Source organism: Pseudomonas sp. DTU12.1 (assembly GCF_009873475.1).
Classification (GTDB): domain Bacteria; phylum Pseudomonadota; class Gammaproteobacteria; order Pseudomonadales; family Pseudomonadaceae; genus Aquipseudomonas; species Aquipseudomonas proteolytica.
In genome coordinates this window covers 1,168,657-1,194,996 of record NZ_CP045254.1, presented here as the reverse complement: position 1 = coordinate 1,194,996, position 26,340 = coordinate 1,168,657, and the positions used below count along the sequence as shown (strand labels likewise).

Sequence of the window (26,340 nt, the reverse complement as noted above, 5' to 3'; positions counted from 1 at the left end):
TACCCTCAGCCTCTAGGTACTGCGCGTGTCCAAGATGATGGTCTTTACGGGGAATGCTAACCCCGATCTGGCTCGGCGTGTTGTACGTCAGCTGCATATCCCTCTCGGTGACATCTCAGTCGGTAAATTTTCCGACGGCGAGATTACAGCCGAGATCAATGAAAATGTCCGCGGTAAAGATGTTTTCATTATTCAGCCGACTTGCGCTCCGACCAACGATAACCTGATGGAACTCGTCGTGATGGCTGATGCCTTCCGCCGCTCCTCAGCGACTCGAATCACAGCTGTAATCCCTTACTTTGGTTATGCCCGTCAGGATCGCCGTCCGCGTTCCGCACGTGTGGCTATCAGCGCGAAAGTCGTCGCTGACATGCTGACCGTGGTAGGTATCGATCGTGTTCTCACGGTTGACCTGCACGCTGACCAAATCCAGGGGTTCTTCGATATTCCGGTAGATAACATCTACGGCTCCCCCGTTCTGGTGGATGACATCGAAGACCAGCGCTTTGAAAACCTGATGATCGTGTCCCCGGACATTGGTGGCGTCGTGCGTGCACGGGCTGTTGCCAAATCCCTGGGCGTGGACCTCGGGATCATCGACAAACGCCGTGAGAAAGCCAATCACTCTGAAGTGATGCATATCATCGGTGATGTCGAAGGGCGTACCTGTATTCTGGTCGATGACATGGTCGATACCGCCGGCACCCTGTGCCACGCGGCTAAAGCCTTGAAAGAGCACGGTGCGGCTAAAGTCTTCGCCTACTGCACACACCCTGTGCTGTCGGGCCGAGCGATCGAGAACATCGAGAATTCCGTGCTGGACGAACTGGTGGTGACCAACACCATCCCGTTGTCCGCCGCTGCTCAAGCCTGTGCGCGTATCCGTCAACTGGATATCGCACCGGTTGTTGCTGAGGCGGTTCGCCGCATCAGCAATGAAGAATCGATCAGTGCGATGTTCCGCTAAGGGTCAAACCTTGGTGGCATCAACCTGACGAAAAGCGCCCCGCCCCAGCACCATGCTGGGGCGGGGCTTTTTTGCCCATATCGCCTTTAGCGCTGGTCGCAAACGCTGGGGCGAATGTGGTTATTTTGGAGATACAACATGAACGATTTTACTTTGAATGCTGAACTGCGTTCCGACCTGGGGAAAGGTGCGAGCCGCCGCCTGCGTCGTCTCGCAAGCCTGGTTCCAGCTGTAGTTTACGGTGGCGAAAAAGCCCCTGAATCCATCAGCATGCTGGCTAAAGAAGTTGCCAAACTGCTCGAAAACGATGCTGCCTACAGCCACGTTATCGAACTGAACGTTGGCGGCAAAAAGCAGAACGTTATCATCAAGGCTCTGCAACGCCACCCGGCCAAAGGTCACGTACTGCACGCTGACTTCGTACGCGTTGTTGCTGGTCAGAAACTGACCGCTATCGTGCCTGTGCACTTTGTTGGTGAAGAAGCTCCGGTCAAGAAAGGTGGCGTTGTTTCCCACACCACTACCGAGCTGGAAGTAAGCTGCCTGCCGAAAGATCTGCCTGAGTTCATCGAAGTCGACCTGTCGGCTGCTGAAATCGGCACCATCATTCACCTGTCCGACCTCAAGGCCCCTAAAGGCGTTGAGTTCGTTGCACTGGCTCACAACGACGACAAGGCTGTTGCCAACGTCCACGCGCCACGTGTTGTAGCAGAAGATGAAGCTGGCGAAACCGCTGCCGAGTAATACTCTCTGCAGCGTCGGAGCTTGAGGAAACATCGCGGACCGAAACGTAGCGAGAAAGCGGGCGATAACGCGAAGTTTATCTCTGGATAAGTGAGCTCCTGTCGTCCACTTTCGCCGCAACGAGGTTGCGGCGATGTTATCCACAACTCCAAAGGAAGGGCCCCTGTCGTGACTGCCATCAAACTGATCGTTGGCCTGGGAAATCCAGGCGCCGAATACGAACAGACCCGGCATAACGCGGGGGCCCTTTTTGTTGAGCGCATCGCCCACGCCCAAGGCGTCAATCTTGTGGCCGATCGCAAATATTTTGGCCTGACCGGACGCTTCTCGCATCAGGGTCAGGATGTTCGTCTGCTGATTCCCACCACCTACATGAACCGCAGCGGCCAGGCTGTCGCGGCGCTTGCGGGGTTCTTCCGGATCAAACCCGAAGAAATCCTGGTGGCCCATGACGAACTGGACCTGCCACCCGGCGTTGCCAAGCTCAAGCAAGGCGGCGGCCATGGCGGTCATAATGGCCTGCGCGACATCATTGCGCAGTTGGGCAATCAGAATACCTTTTACCGTCTGCGGCTCGGCATTGGCCACCCAGGCGTTGCCAGTATGGTTTCAAATTTCGTCCTGGGTCGTGCGCCACGCGCCGAACAGGAAAAACTCGATGCCAGCATCGATTTTGCCCTCGGCGTGCTGCCGGATATCTTCGCCGGTGAATGGAACCGTGCGATGAAAAACCTGCACAGCCAGAAGGCCTGACTTTTTTCCGAGGGGAAACACCATGGGATTCAATTGCGGCATCGTCGGCCTACCTAACGTCGGCAAGTCCACCCTGTTCAACGCCCTGACCAAGTCCGGTATTGCGGCGGAGAACTTCCCCTTCTGCACCATCGAACCCAACACCGGTATCGTGCCGATGCCCGATCCGCGCCTGGAGGCCCTGGCCGCCATCGTCAATCCCAAGCGCATCCTGCCGACCACCATGGAGTTCGTCGACATCGCAGGCCTGGTAGCCGGTGCGTCGAAAGGTGAAGGCTTGGGCAACAAGTTCCTGGCCAACATCCGTGAGACCGATGCCATCGCTCACGTGGTCCGCTGCTTTGAAGACGAGAACGTGATTCACGTCTCCAACAGCGTCGACCCGAAACGCGACATCGAGATCATCGACCTGGAACTGATCTTCGCCGACCTCGACAGCTGCGAGAAGCAACTGCAAAAGGTTACGCGCAATGCCAAAGGCGGTGACAAGGACGCCGTGGTGCAGAAGGCCCTGCTTGAGCAACTGACTGCTCACTTCACCCTGGGCAAGCCTGCACGCAGCCTGATGAAGAACATGAGCGTCGACGAAAAGGCTGTGATCAAGGGCTTCCACCTGCTGACCACCAAGCCTGTGATGTACATCGCCAACGTGGCTGAAGACGGCTTCGAGAACAACCCGCTACTCGACGTGGTCCTGGCCATTGCCGAAGAAGAAGGCGCAATGGTTGTTCCGGTGTGCAATAAGATCGAAGCGGAAATCGCCGAACTGGAAGACGGCGAAGAAAAAGACATGTTCCTCGAGGCCCTGGGCCTGGAAGAGCCCGGCCTGAACCGTGTGATCCGTGCAGGCTACGAAATGCTGCACCTGCAAACCTACTTCACCGCTGGTGTCGAAGAGGTCCGCGCCTGGACCGTCAAGGTCGGCGCCACCGCGCCACAGGCTGCCGGCGTGATCCACACCGACTTCGAAAAAGGCTTTATCCGCGCCGAAGTGATCGCCTACAACGATTTCATCCAGTTCAAGGGTGAAGCCGGGGCCAAGGAAGCCGGTAAATGGCGCCTGGAAGGCAAGGAATACATCGTCAAAGATGGCGATGTAATGCACTTCCGCTTCAACGTGTAACGCTTGACCTGCGGCACCTGCCGCCCACAAAAAAGCCGATGCCCTGCATCGGCTTTTTTGTGGGTGCTTCATTTACAACAGGGACTTTCCAGCGGGGGAAATATTAAGACACTGTTATGTATTTTAATAACATGAACAGGCAGAGCAGAAAACTGACACTTCAAGCGCGCAGCCCGCCAATTAAATAACAATCATAAAATATTTAGGATTGCTCCTACGCGCTACAGCAAATACCACTCCTACAAAAACTTGAATATTTTTCCAATTCAAGTTCTTTAACAACACCGGCAAAACAGTGAACAATCCCAACATCCTTTCGCCATGACATCATGGGCATTTTCCGGTCTACTGATCCCTATCACTAGAAAAATCAAACAATAGTGACGCGACAACTCTAATGGAATTGGAGCAATAGCAACATGTCGGCCTCCTATCAAAGTGAAGTTGAAACAGACACCCCGTTCAATGATTGCCCAGACATAGAAACAACCATCAATAACACTGCCGCGCTCAACATCGACATTCTGCTGCTTGGGGAAACAGGCACCGGCAAGGACACTTTAGCGCAACGTATTCATTGCCTGTCAGGACGACGGGGGAACTTCGTCGCGGTCAACTGTGCGGCGATACCGGAGAGCCTTGCCGAAAGCCAGCTCTTTGGAGTCAACAGCGGCGCCTACACCGGGGCCATGCAATCGCGTGCAGGTTCTGTCGAAGCTGCGCACCTGGGCACGTTGTACCTGGACGAAATAGACAGCATGCCGCTTCCCCTGCAAGCCAAGTTGCTGCGGGTATTGGAGTCCCGTGGCGTCGAACGCTTGGGCTCGACCCGGTTTATCCCCGTAGACATGCGCGTCATTGCCTCTGCCCAGCAGTCCTTGCATGAGATGGTCGCTCAAGGGGCCTTCAGGCGCGACCTGTACTTTCGCCTGAATGTGGTCAACATCAACCTGGCGCCACTCAGGCAGCAACCAGAGCGCATCATCCCGCTGTTCGTGAAAATGATCCGGCAGGAGGCTGAGTACTTCAAGTGCCCAGCACCCTCGCCTCCCAACGCTCTGCTTTCACAATTGCTTTGCCATCCCTGGTCAGGGAATGTGCGCGAACTGCGCTCGACAGCCAAGCGTTTCGTCCTGGGGCTCCCTCCCCTCTGTGCTGCGGTAAAAGAACGCCAGGACTGGGAGATGCCGCTCAAGGAACGTTTACAGCAAATCGAGAAAGTTCTGATTGAAGAGTCGCTGAACCGGCATGCCCATAATGTTGATGGCGTCGCCATCGAGTTAGGCGTGCCCAAGCGCACCCTCTATTACCGAATGAAGCAACTGGAAATATCACTGACATAACTTGCGCACTATAAAGATCTGGCAACAAACTGAAAAATTACATTTTTTGAAACATACCCTGCAGACACAATTGGAACGCATACATTTCCTGCGCCACATAAATTATGGAACGGCGAAACTGCATGTGATAAATGCTTCTCTCAGCATCGCTAGCGTCCAGTGAAATCAACGTTAAATACGGAGTAAACAATATGAGTATTGGTTCAGTTGGCTCTTCCGGCTCCAACCCTTACGGTAGCGGCGCTGGTGGTATGAGTGCAGAGCAGGCAGACGCAGGCCTTGAAGCCGCAGAAGCGAAAAAGAGGGCTGACGGTGTGAAAAATGCCTGGAAAACTGCGGTAAACCAAAATACCGCAGGCATCAAAACCGCGTCTGACGCACTCCGTTTGTAATCAGCCTGGCCCTCTCTGACCTTCCTGCCACTGGGTGGCGGGAAGGTCACTTCGCCAATCTAACAACGAATGGCCTCATCAATAACAAACCCTCCCCGCGATACTTACTTAATAGGCGCCATATGTTTATAGGAAGAGTACGCTCTGCTGAACATGAGGATCTCAATGGGTCCTCCAGCGCACAGGAGTCCTCGATCTCCCACACCGATGTCAATTATTTCGCCTCAATCATGGACTCGTCAGCCCAGCCCAGCCCAGGGCCCCATTACACGACGCCACAGAGCATGCTGTCCGAAGCATCCGAGCGGCTGACTTCTGTCACCCAGCGCATGACCAAAAGTCTGCGAGCCTTGAGCAGCGAGAATAAGTTTGATGAAGCGCGAAAGTATCCTGAGCAACTGTCCGATACGTTATTGCTGACGCAAATGCTCGTTAAAAGTGTCGGTAAAACCGCACAAGGCATCGATAAAATCTGCAACCTTCAGTAGATAAAAATGACTCGCCTACGGTTTATTACGTTAACGCTAGTGTTGTCATTCATGCTCAATGCCTGCAGTGACCGCGTCGAACTTCACCGCCAACTCTCCGAGCAGGAAGCCAATGAAGTCATCGCGGAGTTGGCAGACAAGCATATACGCGCCACCAAAGTCCCCGCCAAAGACGGCGTGGTCGTCGTGGTCAACGCCTCCGATATCGGGCGGGCCGTACGCACCCTGGAAGCCGTTGGATTGCCCAAGACCGCCCGCGCTACCCTGGGCGACACCTTTCGCAAGGAAGGGGTGATCTCAACTCCGCTTGAGGAGCGCGCGCGCTATATCTATGCCTTGTCCCAGGAACTGGAAACCACGTTATCGAACATCGACGGCGTGATTGTCGCCCGCGTACACGTAGTGTTGCCCGAGCGTGTTGCACCGGGCGAACCGGTACAACCGGCCTCCGCGTCCGTGTTCATCAAGCACGATCCCAGGCTTGACCCCGACAACATCCAGGCCCGTGTGCGCCGGATGGTCTCCAGCAGTATTCCTGGCATGACCAACGCCGTCGAAAATCCGCAAAAACTGACGGTGGTATTCGTTCCCGCAACGGCTTATCTGGAGCAGCAACGCCTGGCCTATTTCGGTCCGTTCCTGGTGCCGGGCGATGACATTGGCTTTTGGCGGGCCAGCGTCACCTTCACCATGATCGTTTTAGTGGTGCTCATTATCGCCGTGACATTCTGGCGGATCAGGGGCCAGCGAGCGCTGCCGCATGCCCAAACGGCCGGGCCATCCTCGCACGATGAGTAACCTGGCATGGGTCCAGTGGTGGGCAACCCCCTGGCTGCATTCACGCGAAGGCTGGAGAACGGTTGATGAGCACGCAGCACTGACTGCGCTTGGTCACAGTCGACACCTGTGGGTAGCCAGACTCTATGGGATCACGCCCTGCCTGCCGCCCACGCCTCAGCCCACATTGCTGCAACTGGCGCTCGCCTCGCCGGAGCAACTGGACCTGGTGCTGGCGTTGATTGACAGCGCGTGTCGCCCGGCCTACGCAAGCGCGTTGAATGAAAACCTCCACCAGTGGTGCAACAGACTGTCCAAGGCATTGCCCCCAGATATGCTGCAGCCCGATGAGGACCCCTTGCAGCTGCTACGCACCTGGGTCAGCCCCGCCACCTGGCAACGCATCAGGTTGAGATTCCCTCGCCAGCGCGTTCTGGAACTGGAAAAAAAAGCCCTTTCGCTTGGGGACTCCTACAGCCGCCTCGATACCCTTTGGCACGCCGTGGTCTGGCGTATTGCGACAATCCACAGCGACGCTCAAGCACCTTGCGCCAAGGACCATGGAGACTGAACACGATGTTTTGCCGACATAAAATCGACTTACCCAAAGGCTCCACCGCCTTTGCCGAAACCCTGATCCCCCGCGAAACCCTGGCCAATTACGCCCATGCCCACAACACACTGGAGCATGCCAAGGCCCAGGCCAGGCAATTGCTGAAGCGGGCAGAAAAGCAGCGGGAAAAGCTGCTGGAGCAGGCCGGCCTTGAAATCTGGCGGCGTGCCGACGCGCAGTTCAAACGCTGGGAAGGCGAACGCCAGGCGATGTACGACAACCTTGAACGATATGCCTCTTCAATCGCCAACCAGGCGATTCGTCTGCTGCTGGAAGATACGCCCCTGCCACAACGCATGGCCGCGTTGGTCAGACAATTGATGGTCAGCCAGATGCCGATGGTCAAGGCGGCATTGCTATGCCATCCCCAGGAGCTGGAGGCCGCACGCCAGGCTCTCGCCGACCACAACACCACGCTCTGGGCGCTACGCGCCGACGATACCGTCAAACCCCAGACGTTGCTGTTACAAACCGAAGAGGGCGACTTTTGCATTGATTGGGCCGCCATGCGCGACACCTTTCTAGAGCCAAGCAGTAAGCGGTTGGATGCCTGATTTTCCACCACGCACACGCGCCAAATAAACGGCTACACATGGAACCAATTCGACATACAAAACCACAGAGAGGAAACACAAAAAAGGAGCAAATCCATGAACTACTACTCAGGTTACAGAGAGCAACTTCTTAGCGATGCGAAGCGCAGCAGAAACGATGTCAGCGACTTGATGGAGCAGAACTCTGGATCCGAGGCGGACATGGACTTGTTCTATGAACTGGTGATGACCAACCGTAAATCCGAATACGCTTTCACTGAACATATCAGGGCCAGACATATGCTACTGAAGTCCGGCCTGGACAGCGGACAATAACGTGAAGGCGCTCATTACCAATTGGTTGAACAGCCGCGCCGAAGAATTAAGGCTGATCGAAGACCATGACGAAATACTCCTGCGCCACGGCCCTGACACCCTCTTGTTGCAGGTCCAACTGACCCAGGGCCGCCCTGACAAATCACAGCTCAACACCTGGATGCTCCTGGGTAACGCAAGCCTGAGTCACTTTCAAGGTGCACTCGCACAGGCGCCTGCAACGGGTGCGCTCTGGTTGACTCAGTGTCTACAGCAAAGCACCAGCGAGAAGCCTTTGCTGGACAGTCTCCAAGCCCTGCTCAACCAGCGCGATACCTGGCGCGCAATGATTACGCGCCTTGCAAAACAGGCCCCACGGTTCCAACCCACGTCACTGCGCTCGCTGCCGCACTAATCAGAGAACACCCCATGCCCAACAAGAATCACGAGCGCACCCGCTTGCGCTCCGTCTCGCCCGCGGCCCTTCAAAAAGGCCCTCATTGGCGCTACCTGCTGGTACTGCCCTGGTTGCTTTTGCCCATGCAAAGCTCGCTCGCCGCGATCCCCGCCGAATGGAAAAATACCGCCTACGCCTATGAGGCTGACCATAAGCAGGTGCGTGAGGTGCTGGAGGATTTCGCCCAGACCTTTGGCACGCAGATTCAATTCGACGGCCACCTGGAAGGCACCGTCAACGGCAAGATACGCGCCAACACCCCGCAGTCGTTGCTTGACCGGCTGGCAGTAGAGCATCGCTTCCAGTGGTACATGTACAACAACATGCTGTACATCAGCACCCTGGACCAGCAGCAGTCCGCGCGCCTGGAGGTCTCATCGCAAACCGTTGCGGACCTTAAGCAGGCATTGACTGACATTGGCCTGCTCGACAACCGTTTCGGTTGGGGGGAACTCCCTGACGATGGCGTGGTGCTGATATCCGGCCCCAAGCGTTACATCGAACAGATCAGGCAATTCAGCAGCCAGCGAAAATCCCCCGATGAAAAACAGAGCGTGCTGACGTTCCCGCTGAGATTCGCCAACGCGGCGGACCGCCCGATTGATTATCGCGGAGAAAAGCTGGTCATCGCGGGTGTTGCCAGCATGCTACGCGGGCTGTTGGAGCCCCGGGACAACTCTGTCCTGTCGTCGATGAGCCCACGCCCGGCCTCGGCAGCGCAGCCCTCGCCCATCACCCCGATCCTTCCCCGGCTGGGCAACCCGATGCTGAACCAGTTGCTCGGCGCACAGGCGCCCCTGGGGCAGACGGAGCCCGGCATGTCGCTCACCTCCAGAGCCCCCACTGCAAGAGGGCGAATTCGGGTCGAGGCGGATGTGCGCAACAACGCCGTCTTGATCTATGACTTGCCAGAACGCCAGGCAATGTACCGCGAGCTGATCGCCCAACTCGATGTGGCACGCAAACTGGTGGAGATCGACGCAATCATCCTGGATATCGAGCGCACCCAACTGCAAGAGTTCGGGGTCAACTGGGGTTTTCAGAACAGCCGCTTTCTCGGCGGTGTGAACATGGCGCCTGGGACATCGGCGCAACTGTCGATCGAAAAGCGCGACCGTTTCTACGCCGATGTACGGGCCCTGGAGGCCAAGGGCCTGGCGACCATGGTGTCCAACCCTTCGGTGCTGACCCTGGAAAACCAACCTGCGGTGATTGACTTCAACCGCACTCAATACCTGACTGCCGGCGTCGAAAACGCGACCATCCTGCCGATCACCGTGGGCACCAGTTTCCAGGTGGTGCCACGGGTCATTACCACCCGTGGCAGGCACCAGGTCCATCTGGCGGTGGATATCGAAGACGGCAACTTCGACGAGTCCAACCCCGAACGCATAGGCCCCGATGTACGCCGGGGCAAAGTCAGCACCCAGGCGGTGATGGCGGAAAAACGTTCGCTGGTGGTCGGCGGGTTCCATGTCACCGAAAGCACCGATAAAAGAAGCAAGGTGCCGTTGCTGGGCGATATACCGTTGCTGGGCAAGGCACTGTTCTCTTCCACCGAGCGGCAGAACAACCGACGTGAACGCCTGTTTATCCTCACCCCCCGCGTTATCGGCGACCAGGCCGACCCGTCACGCTACTTGCCACCGGACGACCAGGTAGAACTGCAGGCGGCCCTCAAACCGTTGGCCAGGCGCTATGCCGAGCACCCGCCGGTGATCAAGCGCAGCGCGATCACCAGCGCCCTCGCCCACCTCGTCACCGGGCAAGTACCTGACGCCTTCAAAGCCGCCCCCATGCCGCTGGGCCTGGACACCTTGTGCAAAACCCGTGACCTGCTGGCGCTCAACACCGAACGCAGCCAGTGGTACGCCGGCCCGCAGTTCAACGTGGCGGTGGTGGTGATGCGCAATCAGTTCAATCGCAACGTGCGCATCGACGAGAACGAATGCAGCAATTCCCAGACCCTGGCCGTCAGCGTCTGGCCACGGGCCTGGCTCAAGCCGGGCGAAGAGGCGGAGGTGTTCATCGCCATGCGCCCGGTGGCGAAGGATGAACATATCGGTGTAACCCGCCCCTCCCTGCTCACGCCAACACGGAAGACCGCGCCATGAAACAGCGACTCTCCTGCATCACCCTCCTGGGCCTAGTGCTGCTTATGGCCGGCTGTACCCCGACGTGCAAAGGCAACTCCTGCTCCCGGCCGCAATCGAGCGCTGGCAAGCTGGTGGTCTGGTGGCCGCCGCAAATGCGCGTCGAACCCGGCCCATCAGGCGAAAGGGCGGACTATCAGACGATCTCGTTGGAACAGTGACCGCCATGGGCTTACCCGACACTGATGCGCCTCGCCAGGTGCCTCTGGACAAACTGATGAGCGGCGACGTCGCTCACCACACGTTGTGCCCGGGCATCAGCCTGTGCCGGTTGAGCGCCGGCCAAAAACCCGGCCTGGCCCTGCAGATTGCACCTGAGGCGCTGCAGGCCGGCCAGGTGCAGCGGGTGCTGGAGCGGCGCTTTGTCCACGCCATGGTGTTCGATGGATGCTTCGTGTACCTCGATGCCAAGGGCAACCTGGTGATATGGCATGCGCTGGTGCCCAACGGCCAGCCGCTCGATGACATCGTCAGCCGCCTGCTCTCACTGGCCAAGCTCGAAACCCTGGATGTACAACGCGCGCCCTAGCGGCGCGCAAGCTCCGGTAACTCAAGGGTCTGGCGCTTGGATTCATCATTCAGCTCACGCAGGGTGCGATAGATCAGCGCTACCGCCTGCAAACTCTCCCGTGGAATCGGCGCCCCCAGCTTTCGCTCATACAGCATGCGCGCCAGCCACACACACTGGATCACCGGCACGTCGGCGGCCTTGGCCCGGCCAATCAACTGGCGCGCCTGGGCGTCTGTGCCTTTGTCGACCAACATCGGCAGCGGCGTTTTGCCGGGGCGGTAGTACAGCGCCACGGCAAAGTGCGTCGGGTTGACCACCAGCATGTCGGACTCTTCCAGCTTGGGCAGCTTGACCTTTGGCTCTTCCTGGGCGAGTTGGTAGGCCAGGGAGCGACGCTGGCCCTTGACGTGAGGGTCGCCCTCCATGTCCTTGTACTCCTTGACCACCTCCACCTGGGTCATGCGCATGCGCTTGGCAAAGAAATACTTCTGCATGCTCCAGTCGATCAGCGCGAGCACCAGCAGCAGCCCCAGGCAGGCATGCAGCAAGTGGCGGAACAGGGCGATCAGCGCCACGATGTAGCTTTGCAGATCGCTGGTGGCCAGGTCGATCAGCACCTGTAGCGAGGGGGTGATCACCACATAGAGGATCAGCGAGAGCAACAACGCCTTGCCCAGTCCCATCAAGAGATTGATCACCGACTGCGCAGAGAACATTTGCTTGAGCTGGCTGAGCGGGTTGAGGCGATTGAAGTCCGGCTTCAGGCTTTCCGGGGCGAACAACAAGCCGAACTGCATCCAGCTGCTTATCAGCTTCACCGCGATCGCCACCCCGCACATCAACAGGCCGAACGAAAAAAACACTACCAGGCCATCCATCAGCACTTCTTCCAGGGCGCGCACAAACGGCTGGCCGAGCCGCGCAAAAGGCAATGCCATCATCTGCTGGAAGCGCTGCAGGCTGGTTTCGGCGGTGAACAGAGCGATCTCGCTGATCGCGGTGAGCACCAACAGTTTGGCCACGTCCTGGCTTTGGGCAACCTGGCCTTTCTTGCGTTGGTCCTTGAGTTTCTTGGGGCTCGCCGCGTGTTTTTTCTCGCCGGAGTCACTCATTGCCGCGGGCCCCGAACCATCAGGCCAAGAGCATGCTTGAGGTCCGTCAGCAAGCCCATGCGCCCGACGATCAAATCCTCCAACAGGGCAAAGTACAGCAGCAGGAAAGCCAGGCCCGCCAGGCTCTTGGCCGGCATGGCCAGGGTGGACACCTGTAGCTGCGGACTGTAGAGCCCGAGCAAGGCGAAACCGAACTCCAGCAGCAACAGCACCGCAATAAACGGCGCCGCGTAGAGCATCATGTGCACGAAGGTATCGCCGAGCAGGCCAAGGAACTCGCTGAAGCCATTGACCGCCGGCAGCGGCACCCACGCCGTGGGTGGCCAGATCAGGTAGCTGTCCCAGATCACTTGCGTCAGCACGCCCAACCCAAGGGTCGAGATCAGCAGAAAAATCGCCAACTGCTTGAACAGGTGCCCGACCGGTGTCGCATCCGGCCCCAACGAAGGGTTGAGTTGCCCGCCCGCCAGGGCGCCACGCTGGTTATCGAGCAACGCGCCTACCGACTCGAACATCCAGAACGGCATGAACAGCAAAACCCCGAGCAAGAACCCCAGGGCCGCCTCCTTGAGCACCAGCCCGCCCAGCATCAATGCGGAGTAGTCCTTGCCCATCAATGCAGCATGAATGCCGGGTGTGGGAAACAGGGCCACGACCATCACGATCGTGTGCCGGGTCATCCCGCGCACATGCTGGAAACAGAAGGCCGGCACCAGGAACATGCACGGGTAGATGCGCGCCATGCTGATCAACAGGCTGGGCAAGAACTCAAGGTAAAGGAGCAATGCGTGTGCCTCAGTTCAGTGCCGAGCGGGCAATCATGTCGAATGTCATGTTGATCAGTTGAATCAACTCCACGCCAATCCAGCGCCCGGTCAGGATCAGGGTGATGCCGACGGCCACCAGCTTGATGCCAAAGGGCAATGTCTGGTCCTGTACCTGCATCAGGGCCTGCACCAGGGAGGTCAACACCCCGACGATCACCGCGACAATCAGCGGCGGCGCCGAGAGCACCACCACCAACAGCATGCCTTGCTTGAACAGTACGATCGGTTCCATAGGTCACTCACAGATAAGAAAGGAACAGACTGTCGAGCAGCCGCGACCAACCGGAAACCAAGACGAACAGCAGCAACTTGAGGGGCAGGGAAATGGTCATCGGCGAGACCATCTGCATGCCCAGGGCCAGCAGCAGGTTGGAGACAATCAGGTCGATGACGATAAAGGGGATATAGATCAGGAAACCGATTTCGAACCCCGCCTGCAATTGTGAAATCACGTAGGCCGGAATCAGCAAGATGAGGTCGTCGCGCTGGGCGTTCTGCGCCATTTCCGGCGGCCACATGCGTGCGGTGTTTTCCAGCAGGTGCGTGAGGACGTCCGGGTCGGTATTGCGGGTCATGAACAGGCGCAGCGGCTCGATGGCCACCAGCCCCGTTTCCTGGAAGCGTTGCACGCTGCTCAAGTCCACCGGGGCTTGCTTGACGTTCTGGGCGATGGCATACCCTACCGGCGCCATGATAAACAGGGTCGCCGCCAGGGCGATGCCGTTGAGCGCCATGCTCGGCGGCACCTGCTGCACGCCGATGGCGTTACGGGTGATCATCAGCACAATGATAATTTTCAGAAAGGCGGTGCAGACGATCAACAGCATCGGCATCAAGGCCAGTGCGCCGATGAATAACGCGAGGATTACGGGCTCGACCCCCTGGAACGTCATCGCGCGAAAATCACACGGGACAGCTGCAAGCCCAGGCGTCCGTCCATCTCCACCAACTGGCCCTGGCCAATCGGCCGATCGCCATAGTAGAGCCCCGCCATGCCGGGGGCGTAGCCCGCGATGCTCAACACCGCACCGGGCGCAAGGTTGCGCAGTTCCCCGAGCGTCAGGTTCAGGGTGCCACAGCGCACATTCAAGGCCATGCTCAACTCATCGAAAGGCTCATGGCCAAAAACATCCACCACGGGTTCATCAAGGTCATGCTCTTCATACCCCGAGTAGTGTTGTGCTGAAAGATCCTCGTCCACAGACGTTTCCTCAGTAGATATAAGTGTCAGGCCCATTGGCCCCGATTCATCGTCAATGCGCCCATGCAGGCGATGCTTGCCAATCCGTAAATGGCCATTGCCATGCACATCAAAAAAAGCCTGCTCCAGCATCACCACATCACCGGCACGCAGGCCGCGAACTTGGCTCAGGGGCAGCTTCAAACGCCCCAACGTCGCGGCAATCGTCAGTTGAAACGAGGGCGGCAATGGCAGGGCCGTGGGTTGCCAGCGCCCCGCATCACACAATGCCAATAGACTTTCGGGAGCCAGCAACAGGTAGCCCACCACCCTGGAGGCGCCCAATGTCACCGTGAGCCGGCAGCCGAAATTCAGTTTTCCAGGGGAGGCCCGCAGCCGCAGATAACCAAACAACGCGCGTACCTGAGGGCTCAAGTGGTGCTGGAACAGTTCCCAGAACCAGGAGTCCGGATCATTGCCGGCCTCGGCCAGCGTCACCGGGCACTCCCCCAGAAGACTGAACATCGGCCCTGGCTCGCTGAAAGCCAACAGCCCACAGGCGGTTTCGAAATACAGAGGCGCGGCACTCCTGGGCGCACGACCAGGCTCAAGCAGCAGCTCACCGTGCTGGCCTGTGACCTGAAACGGCATACGCAGGCCCCGCCCCAGGCGCAGGCGTGCCGCAACCGTGGCGCTTTTGACCAAGGGAATCGCGAGTGCCGGCATGATCATGCCGCGCCCACATGGACCAGGTGTAACGCGACAGGCGCGCCCAGGGCATCGGCCAGACGCTCCTCACAGCGCTCGCGCACACCGCCCAGCCAACGCGCGGCAAGCTCCTGCTCGGCCGCCAGCTCGATGTTCCACAGCCCCTGCTCACGGCGCACACTGGCGCTGATCCGCCCCAGGCGCGGCAAGTAAAGTACCGCCTGCAGCGGCCATTGCGCGCTGCCATGAATCCGGGGGGCCAATTGCGCCGTCATCGCCTCGATCATCAAGGAATCGCCCGCCACCCCGGCGGCCGTTGCCGAGGTGCCGTAGCCTGCCCCCTCGCCATCACTGTCCAGCAGTTGCGCAAATAACCGCCCCTGCTCCCAAGGTACGACCCCCGACGGTTGAGGCTCCTGTTCCGCTCGTGGATCGCGCGGGCGCGGGCGTTCAGGTTTGCTTGCTTGGACTTGGGTCATAGTTCTTCCTGTACCTCTTCCTGCCTCAATAAAACCGACAACTCCTGGAGTTTCTCGACCTCTCGCAAGCATTGGCTCACCTGTTTCTGCGCGCTGGCGATCTGCACCACGTGCTCCTCCCGCTGGTCATGCAATTGACCCAACTGGCCTTCTTCGCGCCGGGTCCCAGCGGACAAGGTGCGCTCTTGGAGGCTCCAGGCCTTGAGTTGCTGCAACGAGAGCACCTGGCCTTGATGCTTATCCAGCAACTCGGCGGTTTTCTCGATCTCCTGCAGGCGCGTTTGCTCAAGCGCCGCCTGTGCCTGCTGGATTTGCACCAACAGGGCTTGCTGATGCCGCTTGGCTTCACGCAACGCGCGCTCGGCGCGGTCTGCCCGATGCCGACGTAGTCGCCGCAAGGTGTCGATTTCAGAAAGGGACATGGGTGGTCAGGCTCATCAGTTGCTCGAGTGTCAACGGCATCGGCGCGGGTTCGCGCAAGTCCTGGCGCAGAAAGCCGTCTACCGCCTGGCGACTGTCCACCGCCATATCAGTCAGGGCATCGCTGCCCGGTTGGTACTCGCCCAACTTGAGCATCAACTCAATCTGCTGATACGCCGATAACAAGCGGCGCAGCGCGGTGCCGGCCTGGATGTGCGCGGGCTCGGCGACGTTGCTCAGAATCCGCGACAGGCTGGCCAGCACATCCACCGCCGGGTAGTGGCCGCGCTCGGCCAGTTTGCGCGACAAGACGATATGGCCATCAAGCAGCGAGCGCACTTCATCGGCCACCGGATCGCTCATGGAGTCCTGCTCGATAAGTACGGTGTAGATCGCCGTGATCACCCCTTCGCGGGTCAACCCGGCACGTTCCACCAGACGTGGCAGCAAGCTGTATACCGAAGGCGGCAGACCGCCACGCCCCAGCGGTTCGCCAGCGGCCAGGCCGATTTCACGCTGGGCCCGGGCAAAACGGGTCAGGGAGTCGATCAGCAGCAGGACCCGTTTGCCCTGGCGTCGATAGCCTTCAGCCAATGCCGTGGCGGTGAAGGCGGCGCGGGCGCGCTCCATGCTTGAGCGGTCGGACGTCGCGCACACCAGCACCGCCTTGGCGCGCAGTTGATCGTCCAGTTCGTGATCGAGAAACTCGCGCAGCTCGCGGCCACGCTCACCAATCAGGCCGAACACAATCACATCACAGTCAACGTTACGCGCGATCTCCGCGAGCAAGGTGGTCTTGCCACAACCGGCGCCCGCAAACAAACCAACGCGCTGGCCTTCGCCCAGGGTCAACAGACCATCGATCGAGCGCACCCCGGTGGCCAGTGCCCGGTGGATACGCGGCCGCTCGGTGGGCAAGGGCGCCTCGCACAACACCAGGCTGGTGTCATCGGCGTGCGCCTCGACGAAGGCGCTGGCGCCCTCCCCCGTAATCGGGCGCCCAAAGCCATCCAGCACCTGGCCCAACAGTTCATCACTGACGCGTACCCGGTGCGAGACGCCCAACTGTTCGACACTGGCGCCCACCCGCACGCCTTCAAGATTGCCCAGGGCACTGAGCACCGCATCCTGCTGATCGAAACCGATGATCTCGGCCAGCATGTAATCGCCGGTGGACTTTTCAACCTGGCACAAATCACCGATACGCGCCTGGGGCAAACGGCATTGCAGCAACATGCCGTTGACGCGCTGGATACGCCCGCGCACCGAGACCGGCGCAAAGCTGGCCAGCGCCTGCGCCCGGTCCTGCTGCCAGGCCTCCAGGCGCGCCTGCAGGTCGGCACTCACCAACGCACCTCATAACGCTGTACGCCGTCGAACACCACCTTGGTGTTATCGATCAGGACCAATCGCAAGCCATCCACTTCATCTCCCACAAACAGCCGATTGCCTTCATCCAGGACCACATGGCCATTGGGCCCACCGACGATCTGCAGAATCTTGAAAGGGAGTGCCGTGCTACGTTCCTTGACCCGGCTGATCACTGGCACAGACGTATCGAACTGCTCACCAAAACGATTGAGCATGCGCGACACCAATCCCATCTCTTCCTGGGCCACGTCCCCTTCCAATGTCACCTGGTCATTGATCACCTGCAGGCGGATGCGATTGCCCAGTTCACGTTCGTTGAGCATTTTCAGCAGTTGCTGGCGTACTTCGTAGGCCGAACCCAGCTCGTTTTTCTGAGTTGGCGCGGCCATCAACGACGCCTGGGCCTCATGCTCTCCGGTGGTTGCCAGGCCCACTACCATGATGATGGCTGCGATCACCAGCACCAGGCTGATCAGGCGCTTCTGCTGCGCCCCGGATATCGACGACAACATCAGCGCCGGTGCAGCCTCATTCACCGGCCTGGCCGCTGGCGCGATGGGCATGGCAGCGGGGGCTTGCGGCCAGGGCTGATCGGCCAGGGTGACGCACAGTCGAATGTTGCCCAGGGCAAAAGGAACGCCCAGTGCCAGGTCGGCAATCTGTGCCAGGAGCTGACCGTCACTGGCCCGCACCAACCCTTCTTGAGCCTGGACCGACCAGTGCTGTTCAATACACCGCAGCACCACATGGCGCTCGGCAATCCCTTCGTCATACAGCGAAAGGTCGGCATCCGGATGCGCACCAATACTCCATTGCCCGCCGAACAACGGCAACGCCGCGCCCTGGCGCGAACCATCAAGCACACGTAGCTCAAACATCGCCAGGCCTCATGAACGTTGCAATGACAGTGACGTGTTCAACAGCCTGCACAACCACCCCAGACATGCTCATGCCACCTCCTCGCGCAACAGATTGTCCTGGGCAAGATCAAAGCGCCCCAACACCTTGACCTTGGACGAAGCGCTGAGCTCGGCGAACGACAGGACCGGTACATGGTTGAACTCCTCCAACAGCAAGGTGCGCATGGGACTGCGCAAATCCTGTGCAACCAGCAGCACACTTTTGCTCTTGGGGCGCACGACAAAGGCTTGCTTGAGCAGGCTGACCAGCGCCGCACTGCTTTCGTTATCCAGGGAAAAGAACACACCCGTCTGGGTCTGGCGCAGGGCATCGCGCAACACGTTTTCGGTGTGGGGTGACAACAGCCAGGCATGCAGGCCGTCGGCTTCGCTGTACTGGTGAAGAATCTGCGACTTGAGGGCAATGCGCGCATAGTCGGTCAGGGCTTCCGGTTCACGTTCATGCTGACCGTGTTCGATCAGGGCCTCGACAATCAGCCGCACGGCCCGCAGCGGTACGCCTTCGCCGGCCAGGCGCTGCAACACCGATGAGAACCGCGAAAGCGGCATGATCCGTTGCAGTTCCTGCACCAGCTCCGGCTGATTGAACTCCAGCCAACTGAGAATCGCCTTGCTCTCCTGGATGCCGAGGAACTGCGGGCCGCTGAGCAACATGGCCCGGGTCATCCGCTCCTGAAGCAGGCTGTACGCCGTCGAGCGCGCCAAGTGTTCATCGGCAAGCACAGGGTCGTCGGGCGCAAACCACACCCAGTCCTGTTCATCGCGCTCGGCCAGGCCCCTGCTCCCGCTTTCTGGATCCGCTGCCAGTGCCGCAAGCTCCACGCCAACCCAGTCACCGAGCGTGGCCTTCAACAGGGGCACTTCGTGCACGCAGAAGCGAAATTCATCGTCGGCCAACGCCGGCGCAAACTCGACTTCAAATGGCGGTAACGTCAAGCCAATCTGGGTCACCAGGCTGTTGCGGCTCTGGCGCACGCCGTGGATGACCTCCGTCACCAGCGGGCTGTTCTGCAGGGCCAGCGGAAACTGCAACAGGTAGGGGCGCGACGGATCAAAACCGCGCAGGTCCTCCACCCCGTTTTGCTCAGGCGGGACGGTATCGGTAACCGGCTCCTGTGATTTTTCCTCACGCTGGCGCTGGCGCATCAGGTAATAACCCAGGCTGCCAGTCATCAGCGAAATCAGGATAAACACCACCGTGGGCATCCCCGGCAACGCCGCAAAAGCAAGCATGCCGACCGAAGCGATCATCCAGCTCTTGGGTTCGCTGGTCATTTGCCGGGCAATTTCGGCGCCCATGTTGTTGCTGCCCTTGCTGCGCCCGGACGGGGCCACACGGGTGATAATCATGCCGGCAGTCAGCGAGATCAGCAGGGCCGGAATCTGCGCGATCAAGCCATCACCAATGGTCAATACCGAGTACAACGCCATGGAGTCGCCGGCGCTCATGCCATGCTGGAACATGCCGGTGGCAAAACCACCCAGCAAGTTGATCACCACAATGATCAACCCCGCGATGGCGTCTCCCTTGACGAACTTCATCGCGCCGTCCATGGCCCCGAACAGCTGGCTTTCGCGCGACAGTTGCTCACGCTTGTCCCGGGCCTGGTTGCCGTCGATCAGCCCGGCACGCAGGTCGCTGTCGATGGACATTTGCTTGCCGGGCATCGCGTCCAGGCTAAAGCGTGCTGCCACTTCCGCGACCCGTTCCGAGCCCTTGGTGATGACCAGGAAGTTGACCAGGGTCAGGATCATGAAGATCACCAACCCCACCGCCAGATTGCCGCCCACCACAAAGTTGCCGAACGCCTCGACAATGTCACCGGCGTCCTGCTCCAGCAGGATCAAGCGTGTGGTCGCAATCGACAACGCCAGGCGAAACATCGTGGTCAACAGCAGAATCGATGGAAACGAAGAAAAGGCCAGCGGACCCGGCAAATACAACGCCAGCACGATCAACAGGCACGAAATACAAATATTGAGGGCAATCAGGATATCCACCAGCCAGGTGGGCAACGGCACGATAAAGATAAACACGATGGCCATGACCACCACCGCGCCCAGCACCTCGGCGCGTTGTGCAACCTTCAGCAGCAACGCATTGATTGCCCGCAACGCACTCATGCCTTCAATCCCGGCCACGTGTGGGTATGGCGCGAGCCACGCTCCTGCGCGGCGTATTCAAGCAGCACGTGCTTGTAGCTGTTCAACGCTTCTTCGCGCCGTCTTGCATCACACCACCAGGCCAGGGGCAGGGCCTTGAGCTCCGGGAAAAAAGCACTGAGGCCACTCAACTGATGAGCCAGCTGACTGCCGCCCAAATCCCGGGCCAGGTGTTTGATTTCCTGGGAGGAAAGACCACCGGCCGCATACCCCAGCAAGCGCTGCAACAAGCCCACCGGATCCAGCTGCAGTTCGGGGTACAGAAGCAGGGATTGCCCGATCAACGCCTTGCAGCGCGCGAGCACACCACTCAATCGACTGCAATCGTTGAGGCCCAGCAGCAAGGTTCGCAACTGGCCCCGGTCGACCGACGAGGTCTGTGCCGCAACATCATCGGCCAGGGCCCGGCGTATCAGCTTCAACCCGGACGCAAAGTCCCCTTCACCGAACAGCCCCAGCAATGATTGCATCAGGGTCGCCAGCGATTGGCTCGTGACCACGCTGGTGTAATACATGCTGCGTACAGCCTGGCGCAGCTGCGGGTCATCCGTGCCCGCCTGCAGCGCCAGTGCGGTGTTCAGCCCCGCCTGGATCTGTGGCTTGTAATCGGCCTCCAGGCCAGCCAGGGAAGTGCGCGCCAGGCTTGCCTCTGCGGTGCGCCCCTCGGCATCCGCCTGCAGCGCCACGTGCTTGAGCACCACATAGGCCCGCGCGGGGTCGTTGCCGGTGATGTCCATCATCTTGCCGACCCCGCCACCGAGCAGCAGCTGGACCCTGACATTGCGAGCGATGGTCGCCATTTTCGCCTGGGCCGGGTGACCCAATTGCTCATAGAGCTGGGTCAGTTGCTCGACCGCCGGGATGCGCAAGCCTAGTTGGCGCTGCCCCAACGCCCGGGCGTTGAGTTCGACCTCTTGGCTGAACAGCACACTGAGATCGTCCGCAACGGGGGCGCTTATCGGCGAAGACAGCCCACTTTCAATCCGTGCCGGTGCCGGTTGATTCAGGTGCGCGGAATTTTGCACATCTAGGTTGGGATCGACTTTCATGGAAATGCCATAGCAAGAGATTCGTATCCTTGTGTGGCTGGAAGGCCCGATCCGGTTCCATCTTCATGCGCTTGCCATGGCGCATGAAAATACCCGCACAAATCCACGATGCTCTGCGCAAGCGATTGCACAAAAAACACCTAAAACAAGATATTTCCTTATATTTATCAAATAGATATCTACATTTTCCGTTTGGCACAAGCGGTGCTAACAGGGTTCTCGTCGAAACCATTTCGACCGTTTTCACCCTGAGGAAAAATCATGGATATCCCAATCAGTGTTTTAGTCAATCTTCCCCGTGACCCTAGCCAATCCATCCAAGATCTGTCCGATGAGCACCACAAACGCCTGCGCCGGTTCATTCATAAGCGCGTACTGAACCCGGAGGATGCGGACGATATCCTGCAACTGACGTATCTGGAGGCATGGCGTAACCGCCATCACTTCAGCGCGCAGGCGTCCCTGAGCACCTGGATGTGCGGGATTGCGCTGAATTTGATCCGCAATCACTTTCGCCGGCTCTATGCCAAGCCGGTGCATTGCGAGTTCGATGAATCGTTGTCCCACGGACACAACGAAGAGCAGGACCTGGCGCGCCAATTCGAGATCAGCCGCCGGCTGGAAAACACCCTCAATGCGATCCAGCACCTGCCCCTGGAAATGCGCAACACCTTGTATGCCTCACTGGAAACCGACGGCAGCTACCAGGACACCGCCGATGCCCTGGCGATTCCGATCGGTACCGTCCGTTCCCGCCTGTCCCGGGCACGGGAACAACTGAAACGCGCGACAAACTCTCACCCGTTCCAGTAGGAGAGGGACCGCCCAGGGATAGGGCCAACCTCCCGGTTTCAGGCTTTTTTCGAGCGTGGCAACAAAATCGCCAGCACCCCAAGCAGCGGCAGGAACGAGCACAGCGTGTACACGTATTCGATGCCGTGGATGTCCGCCAGATAGCCCAGCAACGCCGCACCAATCCCGCCAAACCCGAACATCAGGCCAAAGAATACCCCGGCGATCATCCCCACATTGCCCGGTACCAATTCCTGCGCGTACACCACAATCGCCGAGAACGCCGAGGCCAGGATAAAACCGATCACCACACTGAGCACGCTGGTCCAGAACAGATCGACATGGGGCAGCAACAGGGTGAACGGGGCCACGCCCAGGATCGAGAACCAGATCACCGCCTTACGGCCGATTTTGTCGCCAATCGGCCCACCAAAGAACGTGCCCGCCGCCACCGCCCCAAGGAACAGGAACAGATGCAGTTGGGAGCTGGCCACCGACAGGTCGAACTTCTCGATCAGGTAAAAGGTGAAGTAGCTGGTGAAGCTGGCCATGTAGAAGTACTTGGAAAACACCAACAACCCCAGCACCACCAGCGCACCCAGTACGCGGTTTTTCGACAGGCCATGGGTAGCGGCCTGGCCTTGCTTGAGCTTGAACAGATTCAAGTGGTTGCGGTACCAGCGGCTGATCGCGTACAGCACCCCCAGGGCGAACACCGCGAACAAACCGAACCAGGCCACGTTGCCCTGGCCAAACGGAATGATGATCGCCGCCGCCAGCAACGGGCCAAAGGCCGAGCCGGCGTTACCGCCCACCTGGAAGGTCGACTGCGCCAGGCCGTAGCGGCCACCCGATGCCAGGCGCGCCACGCGGGATGCTTCCGGGTGGAAGGTCGAGGAACCGATACCGATCAAGGCCGCCGCCAGCAGAATCAGTGGAAAACTGCCGACCTGGGACATCATCAGAATCCCGATCAGCGTGCAGATCATCCCGCACGGCAGCAGGAACGGCTTGGGATGGCGATCGGTGTAGTAACCCACCCACGGCTGGAGCAAGGACGCCGTGAGTTGGAACGTCAGGGTAATCAGGCCGACCTGGGTAAAGGTCAGGCCATAACTTTCCTTGAGCATCGGATAGATCGACGGCAACACCGCCTGAATCAGGTCATTGATCAAGTGCGCCAGCGCTACGGCGCCGATGATAGACATGACCAACGGGCTGGATTGCCCGGCGGCCGGCGTCGTAGCCACTGAAGGCTGGGAATTGGTAAGAGCCATGAGGAACGTTTCCGTACAGCAGATGGATGCACAGGTGCAGGTGTGACAATGTGCCACTTATTGGGGCAGGAAGGCTATCCCGTTAGCAGGCTAACGAGTAGGTGAATCGATGCAGCGGTCATGTCTTGTAAAGGGCCAGCAAGCTAGTACGCCGACGGTAGAACACCCCAGATCAAATGTGGGAGCGGGCTTGCCCGCGAAGGCGGCGTGTCAGTCAAGTACTGCTAACCTGATACACCGCCATCGCGAGCAAGCCCGCTCCCGCACTTTAATCTTTGCGGCTTTGGGACCTGCGCAAAACCCAGCCAATGGCCGCCTTACCCGGCGTTTTTGCTTAAACAGTTGATAGCGTAGATAAATTTTCAAAAAAAGCGCTTGACGCTTCTTCGTTCTGAGCGAATAATGCGCGCCACTTGGCTACATAGCTCAGTTGGTTAGAGCATAGCATTCATAATGCTGGGGTCCGGGGTTCAAGTCCCTGTGTAGCCACCAAGTACTAAAAACGGCTTACCGAAAGGTAGGCCGTTTTTTTATGCCCGCAGAAATCTTCGAGAGCAAGCCCACGAGCTACTGACGCTCGTGGGCCCTGGCTTAGCTACCCCTCAAAAGTAAGTGGTCGCCCCGGCAAAGAACGCACGGCCCGGCACATAGAACGTCGTCGAACCATCGCGCGCATCTTCATCCAGCAAGTTCTGCACGCCGCCATTCAACGTCAACCACTTGGTCACAGCCAGGTTCGCCGTCAGGTCGTAGGTGGTGTACGACTTGACGAAATCATTGCCAATACCCCGCTGTTTGCCGACATGCTGCGCCGACAGTTCGGTGTTGAGCTTGTCGGTGACTTGCCAGTTGAGCGCACTGAAGGCAGACAACTTGGGCGCGCTGATCAGGTCCTGGCCGGTGGACAGGTTTTTGCTCTCCAGCATGTAGGTGGCGTTGGTGCGCCAGTCCAGGGAGTCGGTCAGCGGGACGCGAACCGAGCCTTCCCAGCCACGGGTCCGGGCTTCTTCGACGTTTTCCAGCATGGTCCACCAGCGGCCCTGGAACTGGCCCAGTGGCGCGTATTCGATCTTGTCTTCGAAATCGGTGTGGAAGTAGGTGAGGCTGGCCTCCCAACCGTCACGGTCGAACGACACGCCAATCTCCTTGTTGACGCTGGTTTCTGGCGACAGGTTCGGGTTACCGGCCATCCAGCAACTGCCGCTCACGTAACCCAGGGGTTTCAACGAACCGCAACCGCGACCGCCGGACTCGGTGGCGGCACCGGCGCTGCCCTCTTTCAGGCTGGGCGCACGGAAGCCCTTGGACACACCGCCGCGCACGGTCCAGTCTGGATGCGGATGGTAGACCAGGTACGCCCGCGGGCTGTTGTGGTTGCCATAGTCTTGACTGTGGTCGAAGCGGTTACCCAGGGTCAGCGCCAGGTTGTCGAGCAGGTACAACTCATCTTCGATAAACGCGGCCGAGTAGTCGCCCTTGAGCGAAGAACCGGAGACTGCAGTACCTTGATAGTCCACGGGCACCGTGCCCAGGGTGTCGCTGTTGGTCAGCTCTTCACGCTTCCACTGCCCGCCCACCGTCAAACGCTGATCGAGAAGGAATTCAAACGGGATGTTCAGGCTGCCTTCGGCGATTTTTTCTTCGGCGCTGGATTTGCCCCAGTCGATGTCGTTCTTGAACTTGTTCAGGTACAGGTCCACTTTCGACGTACCGAAACTCCAGTCGCCCGTGTGGGACACGGAATAGCTGTCGCGAATCAAACGGCCGGGACCGAAGCCCTCACCCAGGGTTTCGCCCCAGTCACCAAAGGTCTTTTTGCTCGACCAGGACCGTTCGACGCCATGCACAGCCTCGAACGACAGGCTTTGCTCGTCATTGATCTTCCAATCGAGCAAGGCGTTGACGCTGTGGTCCTTGGCGCCGCCCGCGCCGTCGCCGTACATGAACTCGCCATCCTTATCCACGCGCGCAGTGACCTCATCAGCCGCACGGCGGGTGAGGTTGGCACCCAGGCGCAGGCCCACCGACTCGGTCAGAGGCCCGGACAGGTTGAGACTGGTCTGGGTAGTCTGGCCGCGGTCGGAATCTTCGGGAATCGTGGTGTTGACGTTGGCCGAACCGCTCCAGGTGCGCGACACCTTGCGGGTGATGATGTTGATCACGCCGCCCATGGCATCCGAGCCGTACAGCGAAGACATGGGCCCGCGCACGATCTCGATGCGCTCGATCATGTTCGGGGTGATCCAGTTCAGGTCCTGGCGCGCCAGGTCGCGGCGATAGCTCAAGTCCCCCGAGCCGCCGAGGCGTTTGCCATCCACCAGGATCAAGGTGTACTTGTCGTCCAGGCCGCGCAGTTTGATTTTCGACTGCTCGCCCACCGGCCCGAAGCCGCCGGTGACACCCGGCACACGCCGCAGCAGGGTGTTGAGGTCATAAACCGGCTGGCGCTCGATTTCTTCGCGGGTAATGACGCTGACGCTGGCCGGCGCATCGCGCAGGTCGGTGGCGCCGCCGGTGGCGGTGACGAACGAAGTATCAAGTTCTGTGACGGCGTGTTTATCGACCTCACCAATCTCTTCTGCTTGCAACGCCGGGGCGGCGATCAGCATGCCGACGGCCAGGAAAAGAGAGCTGAAAAGATAGGGGGGATTATTCATTGCAAACAGTCCTTGTTGAGCCGGCATGCACCAAGACGGAGCACTAAAGGCTGCGGAGTGTAATGCAAATCCTTATCATTTAGAAAAGCATTTATGACAAGTCCGATACAATTCCATACATTTCAAGCAGATTTATTTTCTGCAAAATTCGTCGAAAATCTGGAAAACACGCCAATAACCAGATATTTGGCAACTTTAAAATATTTACTAAAAAGT

General features: G+C 59.0%; 29 protein-coding genes and 1 tRNA gene. 17 read left to right on the top strand and 13 right to left on the bottom strand.

What is annotated here, in order from left to right; translation table 11 throughout:
- The first annotated feature begins 25 nt into the window (after positions 1-25).
- The 15 genes from GDV60_RS05200 (at position 26) to GDV60_RS05130 (ending at position 11,187) form a co-directional block, all read left to right on the top strand.
- Positions 26-967: a ribose-phosphate pyrophosphokinase gene (locus GDV60_RS05200; protein WP_003171603.1), complete on the top strand. Its 942-nt coding sequence runs from the start codon at positions 26-28 to the stop codon at positions 965-967.
- Positions 968-1,105: 138 nt separating this feature from the next.
- On the top strand, positions 1,106-1,711 hold the full coding sequence (locus tag GDV60_RS05195; RefSeq protein ID WP_029295688.1) for a 50S ribosomal protein L25/general stress protein Ctc: 606 nt from the start codon (positions 1,106-1,108) through the stop codon (positions 1,709-1,711).
- A gap of 168 nt (positions 1,712-1,879) precedes the next feature.
- Positions 1,880-2,464 (top strand): aminoacyl-tRNA hydrolase, encoded by a 585-nt coding sequence (gene pth / locus GDV60_RS05190; RefSeq protein WP_003208389.1) that lies wholly within the window; start codon positions 1,880-1,882, stop codon positions 2,462-2,464.
- A 22-nt stretch (positions 2,465-2,486) separates the two neighbouring features.
- Complete coding sequence (gene ychF / locus GDV60_RS05185; RefSeq protein ID WP_159906480.1) at positions 2,487-3,587, top strand: redox-regulated ATPase YchF; 1,101 nt, start codon at positions 2,487-2,489, stop codon at positions 3,585-3,587.
- Positions 3,588-4,006: 419 nt separating this feature from the next.
- On the top strand, positions 4,007-4,930 hold the full coding sequence (locus GDV60_RS05180) for a sigma-54-dependent Fis family transcriptional regulator (RefSeq protein WP_029295693.1): 924 nt from the start codon (positions 4,007-4,009) through the stop codon (positions 4,928-4,930).
- 191 nt (positions 4,931-5,121) lie between these two features.
- Complete coding sequence (locus GDV60_RS05175; RefSeq protein WP_133715585.1) at positions 5,122-5,322, top strand: hypothetical protein; 201 nt, start codon at positions 5,122-5,124, stop codon at positions 5,320-5,322.
- A 284-nt stretch (positions 5,323-5,606) separates the two neighbouring features.
- Positions 5,607-5,810 (top strand): type III secretion system rspB, encoded by a 204-nt coding sequence (locus GDV60_RS05170; RefSeq protein WP_224791186.1) that lies wholly within the window; start codon positions 5,607-5,609, stop codon positions 5,808-5,810.
- Between the two features lie 51 nt (positions 5,811-5,861).
- A complete protein-coding gene (sctJ, locus tag GDV60_RS05165) occupies positions 5,862-6,608 on the top strand; it encodes a type III secretion system inner membrane ring lipoprotein SctJ (RefSeq protein ID WP_236299122.1) in 747 nt (248 codons plus the stop codon).
- Entirely contained in the window at positions 6,601-7,158 is a 558-nt protein-coding gene (locus tag GDV60_RS05160; protein WP_092233522.1) for a type III secretion protein, read from the top strand. Before sctJ ends, GDV60_RS05160 begins: the two co-directional genes overlap by 8 nt.
- Positions 7,159-7,163: 5 nt before the next feature.
- Positions 7,164-7,754, top strand: coding sequence for a type III secretion system stator protein SctL (gene sctL / locus GDV60_RS05155; RefSeq protein ID WP_159906479.1), 591 nt, complete (start codon positions 7,164-7,166; stop codon positions 7,752-7,754).
- A 96-nt stretch (positions 7,755-7,850) separates the two neighbouring features.
- Positions 7,851-8,069, top strand: coding sequence for a hypothetical protein (locus GDV60_RS05150; RefSeq protein ID WP_029295703.1), 219 nt, complete (start codon positions 7,851-7,853; stop codon positions 8,067-8,069).
- A gap of 1 nt (position 8,070) precedes the next feature.
- Positions 8,071-8,463 (top strand): hypothetical protein, encoded by a 393-nt coding sequence (locus GDV60_RS05145; RefSeq protein ID WP_029295706.1) that lies wholly within the window; start codon positions 8,071-8,073, stop codon positions 8,461-8,463.
- Between the two features lie 14 nt (positions 8,464-8,477).
- Positions 8,478-10,619 carry a type III secretion system outer membrane ring subunit SctC gene (gene sctC, locus GDV60_RS05140; protein WP_159906478.1) on the top strand — a complete coding sequence of 714 codons (2,142 nt, stop codon included), beginning with the start codon at positions 8,478-8,480 and terminating at the stop codon, positions 10,617-10,619.
- Complete coding sequence (gene hrpT / locus GDV60_RS26715) at positions 10,616-10,819, top strand: HrpT family type III secretion system protein (protein ID WP_029295710.1); 204 nt, start codon at positions 10,616-10,618, stop codon at positions 10,817-10,819. The genes sctC and hrpT overlap by 4 nt, the downstream gene beginning before the upstream one ends.
- Before the next feature lie 56 nt (positions 10,820-10,875).
- Complete coding sequence (locus GDV60_RS05130) at positions 10,876-11,187, top strand: transcriptional regulator (protein WP_256679359.1); 312 nt, start codon at positions 10,876-10,878, stop codon at positions 11,185-11,187.
- Here the strand turns inward: GDV60_RS05130 and sctU are convergent.
- From sctU to GDV60_RS05075, 11 genes are all read right to left on the bottom strand, one after another.
- Complete coding sequence (gene sctU / locus GDV60_RS05125; protein WP_159906476.1) at positions 11,184-12,281, bottom strand: type III secretion system export apparatus subunit SctU; 1,098 nt, start codon at positions 12,279-12,281, stop codon at positions 11,184-11,186. The genes GDV60_RS05130 and sctU overlap by 4 nt on opposite strands.
- The gene (sctT, locus tag GDV60_RS05120; RefSeq protein ID WP_159906475.1) at positions 12,278-13,066 is read right to left on the bottom strand and encodes a type III secretion system export apparatus subunit SctT; all 789 of its coding nucleotides are present in this window, start codon (positions 13,064-13,066) and stop codon (positions 12,278-12,280) included. Before sctT ends, sctU begins: the two co-directional genes overlap by 4 nt.
- A 10-nt stretch (positions 13,067-13,076) precedes the next feature.
- A complete protein-coding gene (gene sctS / locus GDV60_RS05115; RefSeq protein ID WP_029295719.1) occupies positions 13,077-13,340 on the bottom strand; it encodes a type III secretion system export apparatus subunit SctS in 264 nt (87 codons plus the stop codon).
- Positions 13,341-13,347: 7 nt separating this feature from the next.
- A complete protein-coding gene (gene sctR / locus GDV60_RS05110) occupies positions 13,348-14,001 on the bottom strand; it encodes a type III secretion system export apparatus subunit SctR (RefSeq protein WP_029295721.1) in 654 nt (217 codons plus the stop codon).
- Positions 13,998-15,020, bottom strand: a complete 1,023-nt coding sequence (locus GDV60_RS05105) for a FliM/FliN family flagellar motor switch protein (RefSeq protein WP_070996750.1) — start codon at positions 15,018-15,020, stop codon at positions 13,998-14,000. Before GDV60_RS05105 ends, sctR begins: the two co-directional genes overlap by 4 nt.
- The gene (locus GDV60_RS05100) at positions 15,017-15,475 is read right to left on the bottom strand and encodes a type III secretion system HrpP C-terminal domain-containing protein (protein ID WP_029295726.1); all 459 of its coding nucleotides are present in this window, start codon (positions 15,473-15,475) and stop codon (positions 15,017-15,019) included. The genes GDV60_RS05105 and GDV60_RS05100 overlap by 4 nt, the downstream gene beginning before the upstream one ends.
- Positions 15,472-15,897, bottom strand: a complete 426-nt coding sequence (locus GDV60_RS05095; protein WP_092233501.1) for a YscO family type III secretion system apparatus protein — start codon at positions 15,895-15,897, stop codon at positions 15,472-15,474. Before GDV60_RS05095 ends, GDV60_RS05100 begins: the two co-directional genes overlap by 4 nt.
- Positions 15,884-17,242 (bottom strand): FliI/YscN family ATPase, encoded by a 1,359-nt coding sequence (locus GDV60_RS05090; RefSeq protein ID WP_092233499.1) that lies wholly within the window; start codon positions 17,240-17,242, stop codon positions 15,884-15,886. The genes GDV60_RS05095 and GDV60_RS05090 overlap by 14 nt, the downstream gene beginning before the upstream one ends.
- Complete coding sequence (locus tag GDV60_RS05085) at positions 17,239-18,144, bottom strand: FHA domain-containing protein (protein WP_159906473.1); 906 nt, start codon at positions 18,142-18,144, stop codon at positions 17,239-17,241. Before GDV60_RS05085 ends, GDV60_RS05090 begins: the two co-directional genes overlap by 4 nt.
- Positions 18,145-18,213: 69 nt before the next feature.
- Entirely contained in the window at positions 18,214-20,310 is a 2,097-nt protein-coding gene (sctV, locus tag GDV60_RS05080; RefSeq protein ID WP_133715592.1) for a type III secretion system export apparatus subunit SctV, read from the bottom strand.
- Positions 20,307-21,398, bottom strand: coding sequence for an HrpJ domain-containing protein (locus GDV60_RS05075; RefSeq protein ID WP_092233494.1), 1,092 nt, complete (start codon positions 21,396-21,398; stop codon positions 20,307-20,309). The genes sctV and GDV60_RS05075 overlap by 4 nt, the downstream gene beginning before the upstream one ends.
- 261 nt (positions 21,399-21,659) lie before the next feature.
- Between GDV60_RS05075 and GDV60_RS05070 the strand changes: the two genes are divergently transcribed.
- Positions 21,660-22,211: an RNA polymerase sigma factor gene (locus GDV60_RS05070; RefSeq protein ID WP_029295739.1), complete on the top strand. Its 552-nt coding sequence runs from the start codon at positions 21,660-21,662 to the stop codon at positions 22,209-22,211.
- A 38-nt stretch (positions 22,212-22,249) separates the two neighbouring features.
- Here the strand turns inward: GDV60_RS05070 and GDV60_RS05065 are convergent, their stop codons facing one another.
- Positions 22,250-23,467, bottom strand: a complete 1,218-nt coding sequence (locus GDV60_RS05065; protein ID WP_032857819.1) for an MFS transporter — start codon at positions 23,465-23,467, stop codon at positions 22,250-22,252.
- A 415-nt stretch (positions 23,468-23,882) separates the two neighbouring features.
- Here GDV60_RS05065 and GDV60_RS05060 point away from each other — a divergent pair.
- Positions 23,883-23,959, top strand: a tRNA-Met gene (locus GDV60_RS05060).
- Positions 23,960-24,069: 110 nt separating this feature from the next.
- Here the strand turns inward: GDV60_RS05060 and GDV60_RS05055 are convergent.
- Positions 24,070-26,124 carry a TonB-dependent receptor domain-containing protein gene (locus tag GDV60_RS05055; RefSeq protein ID WP_159906472.1) on the bottom strand — a complete coding sequence of 685 codons (2,055 nt, stop codon included), beginning with the start codon at positions 26,122-26,124 and terminating at the stop codon, positions 24,070-24,072.
- Positions 26,125-26,340 lie beyond the last annotated feature (216 nt).